Annotated in this window: 16 protein-coding genes; 11 read left to right on the top strand and 5 right to left on the bottom strand. The window is 71.0% G+C overall.

Annotated elements, in window-relative coordinates:
- Nucleotides 1-46: 46 nt before the first annotated feature.
- Nucleotides 47-1,213, bottom strand: coding sequence for an L-rhamnose isomerase (gene rhaI, locus ACFQVC_RS27095; protein ID WP_381835347.1), 1,167 nt, complete (start codon nucleotides 1,211-1,213; stop codon nucleotides 47-49).
- A gap of 304 nt (nucleotides 1,214-1,517) precedes the next feature.
- On the opposite strand from rhaI, the gene ACFQVC_RS27090 reads away from it, so the two are divergent.
- The 8 genes from ACFQVC_RS27090 (at nucleotide 1,518) to ACFQVC_RS27055 (ending at nucleotide 9,306) form a co-directional block, all read left to right on the top strand.
- A complete protein-coding gene (locus tag ACFQVC_RS27090; protein WP_381835345.1) occupies nucleotides 1,518-3,050 on the top strand; it encodes a sugar ABC transporter ATP-binding protein in 1,533 nt (510 codons plus the stop codon).
- Entirely contained in the window at nucleotides 3,047-4,102 is a 1,056-nt protein-coding gene (locus ACFQVC_RS27085; RefSeq protein WP_381835344.1) for an ABC transporter permease, read from the top strand. Before ACFQVC_RS27090 ends, ACFQVC_RS27085 begins: the two co-directional genes overlap by 4 nt.
- Nucleotides 4,095-5,240 (top strand): ABC transporter permease, encoded by a 1,146-nt coding sequence (locus tag ACFQVC_RS27080; protein ID WP_381835342.1) that lies wholly within the window; start codon nucleotides 4,095-4,097, stop codon nucleotides 5,238-5,240. Before ACFQVC_RS27085 ends, ACFQVC_RS27080 begins: the two co-directional genes overlap by 8 nt.
- A gap of 79 nt (nucleotides 5,241-5,319) precedes the next feature.
- Nucleotides 5,320-6,402, top strand: coding sequence for a rhamnose ABC transporter substrate-binding protein (gene rhaS / locus ACFQVC_RS27075; RefSeq protein WP_381835340.1), 1,083 nt, complete (start codon nucleotides 5,320-5,322; stop codon nucleotides 6,400-6,402).
- Between the two features lie 29 nt (nucleotides 6,403-6,431).
- Nucleotides 6,432-6,806: an L-rhamnose mutarotase gene (locus ACFQVC_RS27070; protein ID WP_381835338.1), complete on the top strand. Its 375-nt coding sequence runs from the start codon at nucleotides 6,432-6,434 to the stop codon at nucleotides 6,804-6,806.
- 156 nt (nucleotides 6,807-6,962) lie between these two features.
- The gene (locus tag ACFQVC_RS27065; protein ID WP_381835336.1) at nucleotides 6,963-7,991 is read left to right on the top strand and encodes a LacI family DNA-binding transcriptional regulator; all 1,029 of its coding nucleotides are present in this window, start codon (nucleotides 6,963-6,965) and stop codon (nucleotides 7,989-7,991) included.
- Between the two features lie 195 nt (nucleotides 7,992-8,186).
- The gene (locus ACFQVC_RS27060; protein WP_381835334.1) at nucleotides 8,187-8,786 is read left to right on the top strand and encodes a DUF4352 domain-containing protein; all 600 of its coding nucleotides are present in this window, start codon (nucleotides 8,187-8,189) and stop codon (nucleotides 8,784-8,786) included.
- 235 nt (nucleotides 8,787-9,021) lie between these two features.
- Nucleotides 9,022-9,306, top strand: coding sequence for a hypothetical protein (locus ACFQVC_RS27055; RefSeq protein WP_381835332.1), 285 nt, complete (start codon nucleotides 9,022-9,024; stop codon nucleotides 9,304-9,306).
- 112 nt (nucleotides 9,307-9,418) lie between these two features.
- On the opposite strand, the gene ACFQVC_RS27050 is transcribed toward ACFQVC_RS27055, so the two are convergent.
- Nucleotides 9,419-9,610 carry a CsbD family protein gene (locus ACFQVC_RS27050; protein ID WP_381835330.1) on the bottom strand — a complete coding sequence of 64 codons (192 nt, stop codon included), beginning with the start codon at nucleotides 9,608-9,610 and terminating at the stop codon, nucleotides 9,419-9,421.
- A 349-nt stretch (nucleotides 9,611-9,959) separates the two neighbouring features.
- On the opposite strand from ACFQVC_RS27050, the gene ACFQVC_RS27045 reads away from it, so the two are divergent.
- Nucleotides 9,960-11,012: an NUDIX hydrolase gene (locus ACFQVC_RS27045; RefSeq protein WP_381835328.1), complete on the top strand. Its 1,053-nt coding sequence runs from the start codon at nucleotides 9,960-9,962 to the stop codon at nucleotides 11,010-11,012.
- On the opposite strand, the gene ACFQVC_RS27040 is transcribed toward ACFQVC_RS27045, so the two are convergent.
- Both ACFQVC_RS27040 and ACFQVC_RS27035 read right to left on the bottom strand, forming a co-directional pair.
- On the bottom strand, nucleotides 10,986-11,708 hold the full coding sequence (locus tag ACFQVC_RS27040) for an MBL fold metallo-hydrolase (RefSeq protein ID WP_381835672.1): 723 nt from the start codon (nucleotides 11,706-11,708) through the stop codon (nucleotides 10,986-10,988). The genes ACFQVC_RS27045 and ACFQVC_RS27040 overlap by 27 nt on opposite strands.
- A gap of 80 nt (nucleotides 11,709-11,788) precedes the next feature.
- Nucleotides 11,789-13,144: a dipeptidase gene (locus ACFQVC_RS27035; protein WP_381835327.1), complete on the bottom strand. Its 1,356-nt coding sequence runs from the start codon at nucleotides 13,142-13,144 to the stop codon at nucleotides 11,789-11,791.
- A gap of 399 nt (nucleotides 13,145-13,543) precedes the next feature.
- On the opposite strand from ACFQVC_RS27035, the gene ACFQVC_RS27030 reads away from it, so the two are divergent.
- On the top strand, nucleotides 13,544-14,788 hold the full coding sequence (locus ACFQVC_RS27030) for a geranylgeranyl reductase family protein (RefSeq protein WP_381835670.1): 1,245 nt from the start codon (nucleotides 13,544-13,546) through the stop codon (nucleotides 14,786-14,788).
- Between the two features lie 9 nt (nucleotides 14,789-14,797).
- Here ACFQVC_RS27030 and ACFQVC_RS27025 read toward each other — a convergent pair whose 3' ends face one another.
- Nucleotides 14,798-15,337: a nitroreductase family deazaflavin-dependent oxidoreductase gene (locus ACFQVC_RS27025; protein ID WP_381835325.1), complete on the bottom strand. Its 540-nt coding sequence runs from the start codon at nucleotides 15,335-15,337 to the stop codon at nucleotides 14,798-14,800.
- 181 nt (nucleotides 15,338-15,518) lie between these two features.
- Between ACFQVC_RS27025 and ACFQVC_RS27020 the strand changes: the two genes are divergently transcribed.
- The gene (locus ACFQVC_RS27020; protein WP_381835323.1) at nucleotides 15,519-16,271 is read left to right on the top strand and encodes a TetR/AcrR family transcriptional regulator; all 753 of its coding nucleotides are present in this window, start codon (nucleotides 15,519-15,521) and stop codon (nucleotides 16,269-16,271) included.
- Nucleotides 16,272-16,383 lie beyond the last annotated feature (112 nt).

Raw genomic sequence — 16,383 nt, 5'->3', positions numbered from 1 at the left:
GGGCCGGGGCCGGGTGCGTCGGAGGGGGCCGGGGCGGACGGAAGGGCTATGCCCCCCAGCCCGCCTGCTCCCCGCCCACCCGCTCCGCGGCGATCCGCTCCTGGCGCCCCGAGGCGAGATAGGCCGCCACCGGGTCGGGCGCGAGCCCCCGCTCCTCGCGGATTTCGGCGAGCAGCGGTCGCACGTCGGTGTTGTACGCGTCCATCAGGACCGCGTTCGCGGCCAGTACGTCACCGCCGCGCTGTGCGGCGCCCAGCGCGTCGAGGTCCACGAGCAGGGCCTTCGCGGTGGCCTCCTGGACGTTCATGACCGAGCGGATGACGGCCGGGACCTTCGCCTCGATGTTGTGGCACTGGTCGAGCATGAACGCCACCCGGGTCTCCGGCGCGAGTCCGCCGTTCTTGGCGACCTCGTGCATGATCCGGAACAGCTGGAAGGGGTCGGCGGAACCAACCATGAGGTCGTCGTCGGCGTAGAAGCGCGAGTTGAAGTCGAAGGCGCCGAGCCGACCCTCGCGCAGCAGGAACGCGACGATGAACTCGATGTTGGTGCCGGGCGCGTGGTGCCCGGTGTCGACGACCACCTTCGCCCGGGGGCCGAGCCGCAGACAGTGTGCGTACGACGTGCCCCAGTCGGGCACGTCGGTGGTGTAGAAGGCCGGCTCGAACAACTTGTACTCCAGGAGCAGCCGCTGCCCCTCGCCGAGGCGCTCGTACACCGTGGACAGGGACTCGGCGAGCCGGTCCTGGCGGCCCACCACATCGTCCTGGCCCGGGTAGTTGGTGCCGTCCGCGAACCACAGCTTCAGATCGCGTGAGCCCGTGGCGTCCATGATGTCGACGCAGTCGAGCAGATGGTCCACGGCCTTGCGGCGGACCGCGGCGTCGGGGTGGCAGACGCTGCCGAGCCGGTAGGAGTCGTCCTGGAAGGTGTTGGAGTTGATCGCGCCGAGTTCCAGGCCGCGTTCCTTCGCGTACGCCGCCAGGGCCGCGTAGTCGTCGGTCCTGTCCCACGGGATGTGCAGGGACACTTGGGGCGCCACTCCGGTGAACTCGTGGACGGCGGCGGCGTCGTCCAGCTTCTCCCGCACCGTCCGTGGCACGCCTGCCTGCGCGAACACCTTGAACCTGGTGCCGGAGTTGCCATAGCCCCAGGACGGCGTCTCGATCCGCTGGGCGGTCAGTGCGGCCTTCACGGCAGCGATGTCAGGCATGTCCACCTCGTGTGATGAATCGATTCATTCAGAAGCGGAAGCTAGACCCGGACGTGGTGAGCGTCAAGACCTTGGACATTCGGCCGGTGAGTTTCAGAACCTTCTTTGATACGGGCAGTTCCTCTTCGCGCAGGACCTCTTGACGCACCAAGCCGACCGGGCTAGCTTCCCGGCAACTCGGTTGAAACATTTCAGTTCCAAGCGACGGTCAGAGCCAGTCGCCGCCCTTCGCGCCAGCCGCCCGGGCCCGCCCCTCCCGTATCGCAGCCGTACCGCACCGCATCCGTACCGCACTGGAGAGCTCATGACGCACCCCGAACCGGAGCCGACTCCGGTGCTCGCGCTGGAGGGGGTGAGCAAGTCCTTCGGCGCCGTCCGGGCCCTGCGCGATGTCTCGCTGCGCCTTTACGCCGGTGAGGCGCACGCCCTGGCGGGGGAGAACGGGGCCGGAAAGTCGACCCTCATCAAGACCCTGGCCGGTGTGCACCGCCCCGACACCGGCACGGTCCTCCTCGACGGCACCCCCGTCGGCCTGCACAGCCCGGCCGACGCCCGTGACGCGGGCATCGCCGTCATCTACCAGGAGCCGACGCTCTTCCCCGATCTGTCCGTCGCCGAGAACATCTTCGTGGGCCGCCAGCCGCGCCGCTCCCTCGGCCGTGTGGACCACCGCGCGGTCCGGCGGGCCGCCGCCGGTCTCTTCGCCCGCCTCGGTGTCGACCTCGACCCCGACCAGCCCGCCCGCGGCCTTTCCATCGCCGACCAGCAGTTGGTGGAGATCGCCAAGGCGCTCTCCTTCGACGCCCGGGTCCTGATCATGGACGAGCCGACGGCCGCGCTCACCGGCTCCGAGGTGGCCAGGCTGTTCGGTGTCGTCGAGACACTGCGCGAGCAGGGCGCGGCGGTGCTGTTCATCTCGCACCGCCTGGAGGAGATCTTCGAACTCTGCCAGCGCGTCACCACGTTGCGCGACGGCGCCCTGATCTCCAGCGAGCCCCTCGACGGACTGCGCGAGGACGACCTGGTGCGCCGCATGGTCGGCCGTGAACTGGCCGAGCTCTACCCCAAGCAGCACACCGAGCCCGGTGAAGTCGCCCTGAGCGTAAGGAGGTTGACCCGCGAAGGAGTCTTCACCGATGTCTCCTTCGAGGTGCGCCGCGGCGAGATCGTCGGTCTCGCGGGCCTGGTCGGGGCGGGCCGCAGCGAAGTGGCACGGGCGGTGTTCGGCGTCGACCGCTTCGACGGCGGCGAAGTCGAGGTGCTCGGCCGCCGGCTCCGCCCCGGAGCGCCGAGCCTGGCGATGGCCGCGGGCCTCGCCCTCGTACCCGAAGACCGCAGGGCGCAGGGCCTGGTGATGGATCTGTCCATCGAGCGGAACATCGGGCTCACCGGATTCGCCGACACCTCACGAGCCGGCCTGATGAGCCGCCGCGCCGAACGCAGCCGCGCCGTGGACTGGGCGGTGCGGCTCCAGGTGAAGTACGCCCGCCTGGCCGATGTCGTCGGCACGCTCTCGGGCGGCAACCAGCAGAAGGTCGTCCTGGCCAAGTGGCTGGCCACCGCGCCCCAGGTGCTGATCGTGGACGAGCCGACCCGGGGCATCGACGTCGGCACCAAGGCCGAGGTGCACCGGCTGCTCTCCGCGCTGGCCGCCGACGGTGTGGCGGTGCTGATGATCTCCTCCGACCTGCCGGAGATCCTCGGTATGGCCGACCGGGTCCTGGTCATGCACGAGGGCCGCCTCAGCGCCGGGCTCACGCGCGCCGAGGCGGACGAGGAGACCGTGATGGCGGCGGCCACGGGCCGGTCGTCGAGCCGGGGGAGGGCGGCGGGATGACCGTGACAGCGGAGCCGGTGCGGCAGCGGACCGCACCCGAGTCCGTCGCCGCCCGACGCTTCCTCGACAAGGTGTTCAAGGCCCGCGAACTCGCCGTGGCCGCCGTGCTCGTGCTGATGCTAGGCGCGACCCAGCTGTCCAACTCCGAGTTCCTGTCCCAGCAGGGCATCAAGGACCTGATGCTGAACGCGACCATCCTGGTTCTGGTCGCCGTCGGCCAGGCCATGGTCGTGATCACCCGCAATGTCGACCTGTCCGTCGGATCGGTCCTGGGCATCTCGGCGTTCGCGGCGGGTGTCCATCTGCAAGGCGGCGGCAGCCCGTTCGTCGCCGTGCTGCTCGCGGTGGGACTCGGCGCGGTGTTCGGCGTCCTCAACGGGGCGCTCGTCAGCCTGGGCAAGGTGCCCGCGCTCGTCGTCACCCTCGGCACGCTCTACATCGTGCGCGGCCTCGACTCGCTCTGGGTCGGCTCCCGGCAGATCACCGCGGACGCCCTGCCGCAGAGCTTCGTGGACTTCGGCCACGACGGCCTGTGGGTGGTGCCCTGTCTCGCCCTGCTCGCCGTACTCGTCCTGGCCGCCGTGGGCTACTACCTGCGCAGCTACCGCGGCGGCCGCGACATGTACGCCCTCGGCTCCAGCCCCGAGGCGGCTCGCCTGGCCGGAGTCCCGGTGCGCGCCCGCATCATGACGGCGTACGTGCTGTGCGGCGCCCTCGCCGGCCTCGCCGGTGCCCTCTACCTCGCCCGCTTCGGCAACGTCGACTCCGCCACCGGCAGCGGCTACGAACTCACCGTGGTCAGCGCCGTGGTCGTCGGCGGCGTCGCCTTCACCGGCGGCTCCGGCACCGTCTACGGCGCCGCGCTCGGCGCCGTCCTGCTGACCTCCATCAACAGCGTGCTCCCTGCGATCGGTGTGAGCTCGGTCTGGGTCACCGCGATCAACGGCTTCCTGCTGCTGCTCGCCATCGCCGTCGACCGGATCCTGGCCCTGCGGGTCGCCGGGGTGCTGCGGAAGAAGGCCGCACAGAAGAGGAGTGCCCGGCATGGCTGATCCCGCGACGGAGGCACGGGGCCACAAGTCCCGTACCGCTACTGCCTCTTCCGGCTCTTCCGGCTCCTCCGGCTCTTCCGGCTCTTCCGGCTCTTCCGGCTCTTCCGGCTCCTCCGGCTCCTCGCCACTGGCCGGGCTCGGTGGGGCGGTGCGCTGGGACAGTGCGGTCGGTGCGCTGCTCCTGGTGCTGCTGATCTGCTCGTTCTCGTTCGTCGACAACTTCGGCAACGCGCTGAACCTGTCGTTCCTGATCGGCAACACCCTGCCCATCGCCCTGATCGCGCTGCCGATGACGATGCTCGTGGTCGCCGGTGAGGTCGATCTGTCCGTGGGCTCCACGGCCGGACTCTCCGGGGCCGTGATGGGCGCCCTGTGGAACGCGGGCATGGCCATCGAGACGATCATTCCGCTCTGTCTGCTGCTCGGCGTGGTCTGCGGTCTCGTCAACGGTCTGCTCGTGACCCGCCTGGGCCTGCCGTCTCTCGCCGTCACCATCGGCACCATGGCGGCCTACCGCGGTATCGCCCAGATCGTGCTCGGCTCGGACTCCGTCACCGACTTCCCCGCGCAGTACCTCGACTTCGGAGCGGGCCGGATCGGCGACACCTTCATCCCGTACGCCGCCGTGCCCTTCACCGTGCTCCTCGCCGCGGCCGTCGTCGTGCTGCACGCGACCAGGGCGGGCCGCTCGCTCTTCGCCATCGGGGCATCCGAGGAGGCCGCCAGGTTCTCCGGTGTCCGGGTCAAGCGGCTCAAGCTGTCGATGTTCGTGGCCACCGGCCTGGTCTCGGCGCTGACCGGGGTGTTCTGGGCCCTGCACTACGCCAGCGCCCGCTACGACAACGCCACCGGCCTCGAACTCTCCGTCATCGCGGCCGTGTTGCTGGGCGGCGTCGACTTCGACGGCGGCCGCGGCACCCTCGGCGGAGCCATCGCGGGCGTCTTCCTGCTCGGCACCCTGCAGAACGTGATGAGCCTGCTCAACGTCTCGGCCCAGTCCCAGATCGTGGTCACCGGTGTGCTGCTCGTGATCTCCGTACTCGCCCCGCGCGTCGGCCGCCGGATCGCCCACACCCGGGCCCGCAGGAGAACGGCCTCCGCGCCCACGGCCAAGCCACCCGCGGCTTCGCTCCCGTAGCACCGAGCCCGGTGCACACCGCCGGTCACCGCCCCTCTCTCCCGGCCCTCCCCTGCCCAAGGCAGCGAAAGGAACCCCCATGCCCGCCACCGCTCCACGCCGCCGGCTCACCGCCGCCCTCGCCGTCACCGCGGCCCTCACCATGGGGGTCACGGCCTGCGGCGGCACCACCAAGGACTCCGCCGGCAAGGAGGGCGGCGCCACCGCCACCGGGTCCGCCGACCCGAAGGCGCCCCTGAAGAAGGGCCTGACCGTCGCGTATCTGCCCAAGCAGGTCAACAACCCCTACTTCACCACCGCCGACAACGGCGGCAAGAAGGCCGTCGAGCAACTCGGCTCCACGTACAAGGAAGTCGGCACCAGCAGCGGCACCGACACCTCGGGCCAGGTGTCCTACGTCAACACCCTCACGCAGCAGCAGGCCGACGCCATCGCCGTCTCCGCGCAGGACCCCGGCGCCCTGTGCACGGCCCTGAAGCAGTCGATGAAGAACGGCGTCAGCGTCGTCACGTACGACTCCGACACCAACAAGGACTGCCGCCATGTCTTCGTCTCCCAGGCGAGCGCCGAGGATCTGGGCCGCACCCAGATCCGGCTGCTCGCCGAACAGATCGGCGGCAAGGGCGAGATCGCGATCCTGTCGGCGGCCCAGACGGCCACCAACCAGAACACCTGGATCGAGTTCATGAAGGACGAGCTGAAGAAGCCCGCGTACAAGGACATCAAGCTCGTCACGACCGCGTACGGCGACGACGACGCCCAGAAGTCCTTCCAGCAGACCCAGGGGCTGCTGCAGGAACACCCCAAGCTGAAGGGGATCGTCTCGCCCACGACGGTCGGCATCAAGGCGGCGGCGCAGTATCTGTCCGGCTCCCGCTACAAGGGCAAGGTCAAGCTGACCGGCCTCGGCACTCCCAACGACATGCGTGCCTACGTCAAGAACGGCACCGTCGAGGCCTTCGAACTCTGGGACCCGGCCCAGCTCGGCGCCCTCGCCGGACACACCGCCGTCGCCCTGGAATCCGGGCGGATCACCGGCGCCGAGGGCCAGAAGTTCAAGGCGGGCGACATGGGCACCTTCACCGTCGGCAAGGACGGTGTGGTCCTGCTCGGCAAGCCCACCGTCTTCGACAAGTCCAACATCGACGAGTACGACTTCTGAGCGCACTCCGCGGAAGGCGGTCCCCTCGCATGCAGCGCGTCTGTTTCCTTCTGAAGGTCCGCCCCGAGCGTGCCGAGGAGTACCGCGAACGGCACGCGGCCGTCTGGCCCGAGATGCTCGACGCCCTTCGCGGCGCCGGCTGGCACAACTACTCGCTGTTCCTGCGCGAGGACGGCCTCCTCGTCGGCTACCTGGAGACCGAGGACTTCGAGGCGGCCCGCGCCGCGATGGACGCCACGGAGGTGAACGCCCGCTGGCAGGCGGAGATGGCGGAGTTCTTCGAAGCGGAGCCCGGCTCGGTCCCGGGCTCCGGCTCCGGCTCGGGCTCGGGAGAAGGGGGAGGGGGAGGCTGGACCCCCGACGCCGCCATGCGTCCCCTCACCGAGGTCTTCCATCTGGCGTGAGGCCGGCGTGGGGCCCGGCGGGAGGCCCGCTGGCTGTCAGACCCCGCCGCGGGCTTCATAGGATGACGGGCTCCATAGGATGAACCGGGTCCGTCAGGTCCGATGCCTGCGGGACGCAACACGGGGACAGATGGCGGTGCACACCGGATGAGGCACATGACGAGCAACGGACGGACCGTCGGCATCAAGGACGTGGCCCGAGAGGCCGGGGTGTCGGTGGGAACCGTGTCCAACGTGCTCAACCAGCCCGAGCGCGTCTCGGAACGTACCCGCAGCCATGTCGAGGGCGTCATCTCGCGCCTCGGCTATGTCCGCAGCGAGTCCGCCCGCCAACTGCGGGCCGGCCGCAGCCGGATCATGGCGCTCCTCGTGCTCGACATGGCGAACCCGTTCTTCGTCGACGTCGCCCGCGGTGCCGAGCGCACGGCCCGCGCGGCCGGCCTGGGCGTGATGCTCTGCAACAGCGCCCAGAGCCCCCAGGAGGAGGCGGACTATCTCGCGCTCTTCGCCGAGCAGCGGGTCCGCGGCGTGCTGATCACCCCCGCCGACCCCAGCGGCCGGAACCTGGCGGAGTTCCGCCGCCACGACATCCCCTTCGTCCTGGTGGACCGGGTGGCCGGCGGGCAGGAGGGCTGCTCGGTGTCCGTCGACGACGTCGCCGGCGGCGCCCTGGCCATCCGCCACCTCACGGCGGCGGGGCACCGCTCATTGGCGTACATCAGCGGGCCCGAGCAGCTCAAGCAGGTGCAGGACCGCAGGGAGGGCGCCCTGGCCGCACTCGCCGAGGCGGATCTGCCGCCGTCCGCGCTCCAGGAGATCCCCGCCGAGCGCCTCGACGTGGCCGCCGGACGCGACGCGGGCGCCCGCCTCCTCGGCCTCGCGGCCCGGCCCACCGCGGTCTTCTGCGCCAACGACCTGCTCGCCCTCGGCGTGCTCCAGGCCCTCTACAGCGCGGGTGTCGGCGTCCCCGACGACATGGCCATCGTCGGCTACGACGACATCGAGTTCGCCGCGGCAGCCACGGTGCCCCTCACCTCGGTACGCCAGCCCGCCCTCACCATGGGAGCGATGGCGGCGGACCTCCTCCTCCAGGAGACGGACACACAGGCCGAGGACCACGAGCACCAGCACGTCATCCTCCAACCGGAGCTGGTCGTACGGCACTCCAGCCTCAGCCGCCGCTGAGGGCGTACAGAGCGGGTCCGGCGGCATGGGCGGCCCGCCGGTGCCCGTCGACACTGCCCAAGGCCTCCACAGCATTGATCACGATCAGCCTGAGCTGCGACGGAGCCCGTTCCAAGAAACCGTGAGATGTGCCGTGCAACCACACGGGGTGTTCACGAGTCCTTCACATGTACTCGTAAGAGCCCTGGGGGGTCCATGCGCATCCGTACGCGCATCATCACGGCCACTGTTCTGGTGGCCGGTCTGCTCACCGCCGCAACGGCCTGCGGTGGCACCGCATCCGTCGACACCAAGCCCAAGGGGTCGACGGCCGAGAAGGCCAAGGACAAGGGAGAGGGCACGTCCGAGGAAAAGGGCGAGGCCGAGGCCAAGGACAAGGACGCGGGGGTCGGTGACACCCTGGCCCTCAGCGGGATGGAAGAGGGCAGCGAACTCGACGTCACCGTCGTCAAGGTCGCCGACCCCGCCAAGAGCGGTGACGAGTTCTCCTCGCCGCAGGCCGGAAACCGCTCGGTGGGCGTCCAGTTCCAGCTGGTCAACACCGGCGGCAAGCCCTACGCGGACAGCCCCCAGAACGGCGCACAGCTCGCCGACGCGAAGGGTCAGCAGTTCGAGTCGACCTTCGCGGACATCACCGCGGGCCCGTCGATGTCGTCGGACGTGAAACTCCGGCCCGGCGCGAAGGCCTTGGGCTGGGTCGTGTTCGAGGTCCCCAAGGGCGCCAAGCCCGTCACGGCGCAGTTCGCGATGGACTCAGGCTTCGCGGACGAGTCGGGCCAGTGGAATCTCAAGTAGCCACGTGGGCAGGCGACTACATCGGCACATAGCCGCACAGGCACCGGAACCGGCCCGGCCGTACCCCCAGTACGGCCGGGTCTTGCCCGTACGGCGGGGGCTTGCCCGGCAAGGGCGTGGCGGTGGCCCGTGCCGGCACAAGATCGCTGCGGTGTACGCCCTGTCGATAACATGCCGCAACAGGGGCGAGGTTTGGGAAGCTTGTCCGTTCGGTTGCGACAGTGAGGGAGTGCCCATGGGGGTTCCGGAGAAGGGCCCGCAGCGGTTCGCCGCGATGCACGAGCGGATCTTCGGCGAGCACAACAAGGCCGTGGCCGACGCCCGCGCCCGCGTGATCGACACGATGGCGACCGGAACCGGAACCGTCGACGCCCTCGACGCACTGGAGCGCGCCGTGGAAAAGCGCGCCGCGGAAAGGATCCGCGACAGCCTGCCCGGCGCCGCCGAGCACTCCGCCCCCACCGAAACCACCCGGGCCTGGCTGGCCGCCGCCGACCTCATCGACCCGGAGGCGCGGTAACAGGCGCGGTAGCGGCGCCGCCGCGTACAGGCGGTCCGGATCCGTAGCGGTCTCGCTTGCCCAGGTGCCCGCCCTCCCGCCGACGTGGGCGGGAGGGGGCACGTGCAGGTGGCTACCGGTCGTCGCGGTCGCGCAGCGAGTCGCGTACGCCGTCGGCCTTCTCGCGCACGTCCTCGGCCGCGTCGCGGACCTTGCCCTTGACCTGGTCGGTCTTGCCCTCGGCCGCCATGCGGTCGTTGCCGGTGACCTTGCCGAGCATCTCCTTGGCCTTGCCCTTGGCCTTGTCCATGGCGTTTTCGCCCATGATCACTCCTCTGGTGGTTAATGGGGCGATCATCACGCTATGGGCGGTATGGGCAACCCGCATCCGGGGGAAGTTTCGGCCCGCTGCGTTTGGGGGCTCGCTCGAGCCGGCCTTCTCGGGTCGTCCCACCGTCCGGGCGTGACTCCCACCGGCACACGAGCCCGGCCCGCGGGCGCACGAATACCGCCGGCCTGCGCCTTCTACAGTCGAGCCCAAGATCCGCTGAAGCAGGCCGCGGCAGCGCCTCGGAGCGGGAACGTCAAGGTCACGGGGACTGCCTGGCAACGGCTGGTTTTCGCTGTGGGGTCTAGCGGGCAAGCCACAGGGGGCCAAGAGAAGAGGGGGAACCGTGATCGTTTGGATCAACGGTGCGTTCGGTGCGGGGAAGACCGCCGCCGCACGGGAACTGATCGAACTGATCCCGAACAGCACGCTCTTCGACCCTGAGATCATCGGCGGCGGACTGCGCCACCTGCTGCCCCAGAAGCATCTCGACGAGGTCGGCGACTACCAGGATCTGCCCATCTGGCGACGGCTCGTCGTCGAGACTGCTGCCGCGCTGCTCGCCGAGGTCGGCGGTGTGCTCGTGGTTCCCATGACGCTGCTGCGGCAGGAGTACCGGGACGAGATCTTCGGCGGGCTCGCCTCGCGCCGCGTGGTCGTACGGCATCTGCTGCTCGCCCCGGCGGAAACGATCCTGCGGGAGCGGATAGCCGGCCGCGCCGCCCACGAGGACGGCGCGGAGGACGGCCCGGACGGCCAACTGCGCCTGCGGCAATGGGCGTACGACCACATCGACCCCTATCGCGCGGCGCTGGCCGGCTGGCTCACCGCCGATGCCCATGTCGTCGACACCAGCACCCTCACTCCGTACGAGACCGCCGAGCGCATCGCCGACGCCGTGCGCAACGGACAGGCCGGACTCTGCGACATCGTGCAGACACCCGAGCCGACCGCCGAGACCCTCGCCGCCGGGGTGCTGCTCTTCGACGAGCAGGACCGGGTGCTCCTCGTGGACCCCACGTACAAGGCGGGCTGGGAGTTCCCCGGCGGCGTCGTCGAGTCCGGTGAGGCGCCCGCGCGGGCCGGGGTGCGCGAGGTCGCGGAGGAGACCGGCATACGACTCGACCGGCTGCCGAGCCTCCTGGTGGTCGACTGGGAACCGCCGCGGCCGCCCGGCTACGGCGGGATGCGGCTGCTCTTCGACGGCGGCCGTCTCGACAGCGGAGCCACCGAACGCGTGCTGCTGCCCGGACCCGAGCTGCGCGGCTGCCGCTTCGTCACCGAGCAGGAGGCCGCGCACCTCCTTCCGCCCGTGCGCTTCGAGCGGCTGCGCTGGGCGCTGCGGGCGAGACAGCAGGGCAGCGCCCTGTACCTAGAGGGCGGCGTACCCGTCGGCTGAGGCGCGCAGCGCCGCCGCATCCTCGGTGACCGGGGCGCCGTGCCCGGAGCACGCCACTCGCGTATCGAGCGCCGCCAGCTTCCGGAACGACGCGAGCGCACGCTCCCGGTCCAGGTTGAACACCCCGAGCATCACCTGGCCGTCCACGGGTGACGCCGCGACCGCGTCACCCGCGAACAGCACACCCGGGTGCGGGAGATGGAGCGCGATACTGCCGTCCGTGTGGCCGGGCGCCGCCACGACCCGGGCGCCACCGCCGAAGTCGAGCACATCCCCGTCCGCCAGTTCCCGGAGATCCCGGACCGGTGCCGGCGCCGGTGCGTTCTGGTGGGCCGCGAGCGTTGGCTGCGCCTCGGCCCGGACCGGCAGCTCCCACTCCTCCAACACCGGCCGCGGACCCGGCACTTCACCGCGTACGAACGGGGCGTCCAGGTGGTGCGCGAAGACCGGCGCCCCGCTCAGCGCGGCGAACTCGCCCGCCCCGCCCATGTGGTCCTCGTGGAAGTGCGTCAGGACGATCCGGCGTACGTCACCGGGGTCATGACCGAGCGTCCGTACGGCGTCCGCGATCGTACGGCCCGCCCCCGCCGGACCCGCGTCGATCAGGGTCAACTCCGCGCCGTCACGCCACAGATAGGCCTGACCGACGGGAAAGCGCAGGAGGTGGAGGCGGGGGACCACCTCGATCACGTCCACGGGAAGGGAGATGCTCATGGACGGGAACATACGCAGGCCCCCCGCCACGGGCGAGGGGCCTTGGCTCTCGGCAGAGCGGCTCAGCTCGTCGCGTACTTCTGCAGGAACAGGGCCTCCGTCACCGACAGCCGCTCCAGCTCCTCCGGCGAGACGCTCTCGTTGACCGCGTGGATCTGCGCCTGCGGCTCGCTCAGACCGATCAGGAGGATCTCCGCCTCCGGGTAGAGGGCGTTGAGGGTGTTGCACAGCGGAATGGAGCCGCCCTGACCCGCGTACTGCATCTCCTCACCCGGGTACGCGATCCGCATCGCCTCGGCCATCGCCGTGTACGCCGGGCTCGCGGTGTCCGCGCGGAAGGGCTGGCCCTGGCCGATCTGCTCGGTGCGCACCCGGGCGCCCCACGGCGTGTGCGCCTCCAGGTGGGCGCGAAGGAGCTTGGTGGCCTCGGCGGCGTCCGCGCCCGGCGGCACCCGCAGGCTGATCAGCGCCCGCGCGCCCGCCTGCACCGAGGGCGTGGCGCCCACGACCGGCGGGCAGTCGATGCCGAGCACGGTCACCGCGGGCCGGGCCCAGATCCGGTCGGCGACCGTGCCGTCACCGATCAGGCCGACGCCGTCGAGCACCTTGGCGTCCTTGCGGAAGTCGCCCTCGTCGTACTGAAGGCCGTCCCAGGTCTGGCCGCCGTCGAGCCCGTCGACCGTCGTCGAACCGTCCTCCGCGCGCAGCGAGTCCAGGACCCGGATCAGCGCGCCCAGAGCGTCGGGCGCCGCGCCGCCGAACTGGCCGGAGTGCAGATTGCCCTCCAGGGTGTCGATCTCCACGCGCACCAGGGTCATGCCGCGCAGGGTCGAGGTCACCGTCGGCAGGCCGACCCGGAAGTTGCCGCTGTCGCCGATCACGATGGAGTCGGACTTCAGGAGCTCCGGGTGGGCCTCGGCGTACTTCTCCAGACCACCGGTGCCCTGCTCCTCGGAACCCTCGGCGATGAACTTGACGTTCACCGGCACACCGCCGTCGGCCTTCAGGGCGCGCAGGGCGAGCAGATGCATGATCACGCCGCCCTTGCAGTCGGCGGAGCCGCGTCCGTACCAGCGGCCGTCCCGCTCCACCAGCTCGAACGGCGGGGTCTGCCAGGCCGCTTCGTCCAGCGGCGGCTGCACGTCGTAGTGGGCGTAGAGCAGCACGGTCGGCGCACCCTCGGGCCCGGGCAGGAAGCCGTACACCGACTGCGTGCCGTCCGGGGTGTCGAGCAGCGCCACATCCTGGAAGCCCTCGGCGCGCAGTGCGTCCGCCACCCAGTTCGCGGCGGCCTCGCTCTCGCTCTTCGGGAACTGCGCGAAGTCCGCCACCGACTTGAACGCGACCAGCTCGGCCAGCTCCGCCTGCGCGCGCGGCATCAAGGAGGAGACGGTTTCGGCGATCTGCTGCGACGGCATGGGCACGCTCCTGTTGGGTGCGACGTTGATACGTATTGGGTGTGTATACGCACTTCGAATATGGGGCCGATCTTCCCACAGGCGAAGGCGTGCGGTACCCGCCGTAGGATGCCGTGGACAGCGGCGGAAGACAGCTGATCGGAGCAGCAGCCCATCGTGAGCAGCGAGAACTCGAGCGAGCACCCGACCGACGAGCGGCCCGAGCCGGGCGACGAGCGGCCCGAGCCCGTCGGAGAGCGGTCCGAGCCGGGCGACGAGCCGTCCGAGCCCGTCGGCGAGCGGCCCGAGCAGCCGGGGGCCGATCCGGGCGACGCGGCCCCGGAAGAGCGTGCGGGCGACGCGGTCCCCGAGAAGCATGCGGGCCGGGAGGGCCGCGAGGAGCGCGAGGCGTGGGACGTCATCGTGGTCGGCGCGGGCCCCGCGGGCGCCTCCGCGGCGTATGCCGCAGCCGTCGCCGGACGCCGCGTGCTCCTCCTGGAGAAGGCCGAGCTGCCGCGGTACAAGACGTGCGGCGGTGGCATCATCGGCCCCTCGCGCGACGCCCTGCCGCCCGGCTTCGAACTGCCGCTGCGCGACCGGGTGCACGCGGTCACGTTCGCGCTCGACGGCAAGTACGCGCGTACGCGCCGCTCGAAGCAGATGCTCTTCGGACTGATCAACCGGCCCGAATTCGACCACCAGCTGGTGGAGGCCGCGCAGAAGGCCGGCGCCGAACTGCGCACCGGCGTCACCGTCTCGCGCGTCGAGCAGCACGGCCCCGCGGTGCCCGACCGCCGCACCGCTGCCGTCGTCCTGGCCGACGGCGAGACGCTGCTCGGGCACGCCGTGGTCGGCGCGGACGGCAGTGCGAGCCGCATAGGAGCACATGTCGGGGTGAAGCTCGACCAGGTCGACCTCGGCCTTGAGGTGGAGGTCCCGGTGCCGCCGCCGGTCGCGGAGGACTGGGCGGGCCGCGTCCTGATCGACTGGGGGCCGATGCCCGGCAGTTACGGCTGGGTCTTCCCCAAGGGCGACACCCTGACCGTCGGCGTGATCTCCGCGCGCGGCGAAGGCGCCGCCACCAAGCGGTACTTGGAAGACTTCATCGCCCGCCTCGGCCTCGCCGGCTTCGAGCCGAGCATCTCCTCGGGGCATCTGACCCGCTGCCGCAGCGACGATTCGCCGCTCTCGCGCGGCCGGGTCCTGGTGTGCGGGGACGCGGCGGGACTGCTCGAACCGTGGACCCGCGAGGGCATCTCCTTCGCGCTGCGCTCGGGGCGGCTCGCGGGGGAGTGGGCCGTGCGGGTCGCCGAGGCGCACGACGCCGTGGACGCCCGCCGGCAGGCCCTCAACTACGCCTTCGCCATCCGTGCGGGCCTCGGTGTGGAGATGAGCCTGGGGCGGCGGATGCTCCATCTCTTCGAGCGCCGTCCCGGCCTGCTGCACGCGGCGCTGACCGGGTTCAGGCCCGCGTGGAACGCGTTCGCGCGGATCACCCGCGGTTCCACCACCCTCGCCGAGATCGTGCGGACCCACCCTGTGGCACGGCGCGCCCTGCACGCACTCGACCGCACCGGGGTGCGTGCCGAGTCGGCCGAGGGGACGGCCGCCGGATCGGAGGGCTCGGAGGGCTCGGAGGGCGGCTCCGTCAGCCCTCGACCCTGATCCGGAAGGTCAGCCCTCGACCGTGATCCGGAAAACCGGGTGGTCCGGCGCCGCGGCGAGCAGTTCGGCGTCGCCGGACTGCGCCGTCACGCCCTTGAAGTACTGGTTCACCTCCCACCCCCAGCGCTCCAGATAAGTGCGCAGAACGGCGGTCTTCACCACGTCGTCGGTGATCTCCACGGCGGTGAAGCGGCGCACCTTACGGCCGACGCGCAGCTCGCCGCCGCCCGCCGCCCGCATATTGCGCACCCACTGGGAGTGGCCGCGCGCGGAGACGAGGTACTGGCCGCCGTCGTGGCGGTGCGGGTTGACCGGGATCCTCTGGAGCTTGCCGCTCTTGCGGCCCACGACGGAGAGCTCGGCGGAGCCCATGAGGCTGATGCCACGGCGGGCCAGCCAGCCGATGACACCGTTGAACCGTGCGGCGATGGTGCCGGCCTGCAGGTAGTACGGGTTCGGAGTCGGCGTCGGCGTCGGCGACTGGGAGGACGGCTGGCTCTGGGCCTGGGGCTCGGCCTGGTTCTTGACCTTGCTGCGCTGTGCGGACATGCGGGTCACCCGACTCTCAGATAGTGAGCGGTGCGCCGAACTGTGAGCACTGCTCTCACGTAAGAGCAGTGTTCCACGGCCGTGCGCGCTAAAGCAAGAGCAGTGCTCACGATTGTGTTCACCGCTCACCAACGAGGGCAGCGCTCCCGGTTCGGAACAGTGCTCTGGCACACTGGCCCCCATGAGTACCCACGGGAAGAGTGCGAGCGAGAGCGACCGCGAGCCGGGGAAGGCGCGGGGCGCCAGGGCGCGGGCCCGGATCGAGATCACCGCGGCCATCAAGGACGAGGCCCGCCGCCAACTCGCCGCGGACGGCGCCGCGAAGCTCTCCCTGCGCGCGGTGGCCCGCGAACTCGGCATGGTGTCGTCCGCGCTCTACCGCTATTTCCCGAGCCGCGACGAACTGCTCACCGCGCTGATCATCGATGCGTACGACTCTCTGGGCGAGGCCGCGGAGGCGGCCGACGCGGCGCACGCCAAGGCCGGTGCAGCCCCCGAAGTGCGCTGGGTGGCGGTCTGCGGCGCGGTGCGGGAATGGGCCGTCGCCCGGCCGCACGAGTACGGCCTGATCTACGGTTCGCCCGTGCCCGGCTACACCGCCCCGCAGGCCACGGTCGGCCCGGCCTCGCGCGTAGGGCTGCTGCTGATCTCCATCGCGAGGGACGCGCACCGGGGCGCGGGACTCGGTGTCGCCCCGCTCTCGGAGGACGTACGGCCCGAGGCGGACCGGCTCGCCGCCGATGTGGCGCCCGACCTGCCGCCCGCCGCGGCCGTCGCGCTCGCCGCCGCGTGGGCGCAGCTGTTCGGCCTGGTCTCCTTCGAGGTGTTCGGCCAGTTCAACCGGGTGGTCGAGGACCGTGAGGCGTTCTTCGTCCACGCCGTCACCGAACTCGCCCGCGGCGTAGGGCTGCTGAGCCGCGACAGGCCGGCCTGAAAAGGGCTCAACAGAGCAGTGACGGGGCTGAACAGATCCGTAGCGGCGGGGATGGACGGGGCAGTACGGCCCGGTGGGCGCGGGCGTCACGTACTCCCCGGGGAGTACCCGT

This window comes from Streptomyces monticola, assembly GCF_042665355.1.
GTDB lineage: Bacteria > Actinomycetota > Actinomycetes > Streptomycetales > Streptomycetaceae > Streptomyces > Streptomyces monticola.
This window is presented reverse-complemented; position numbering and strand designations above follow the sequence as displayed.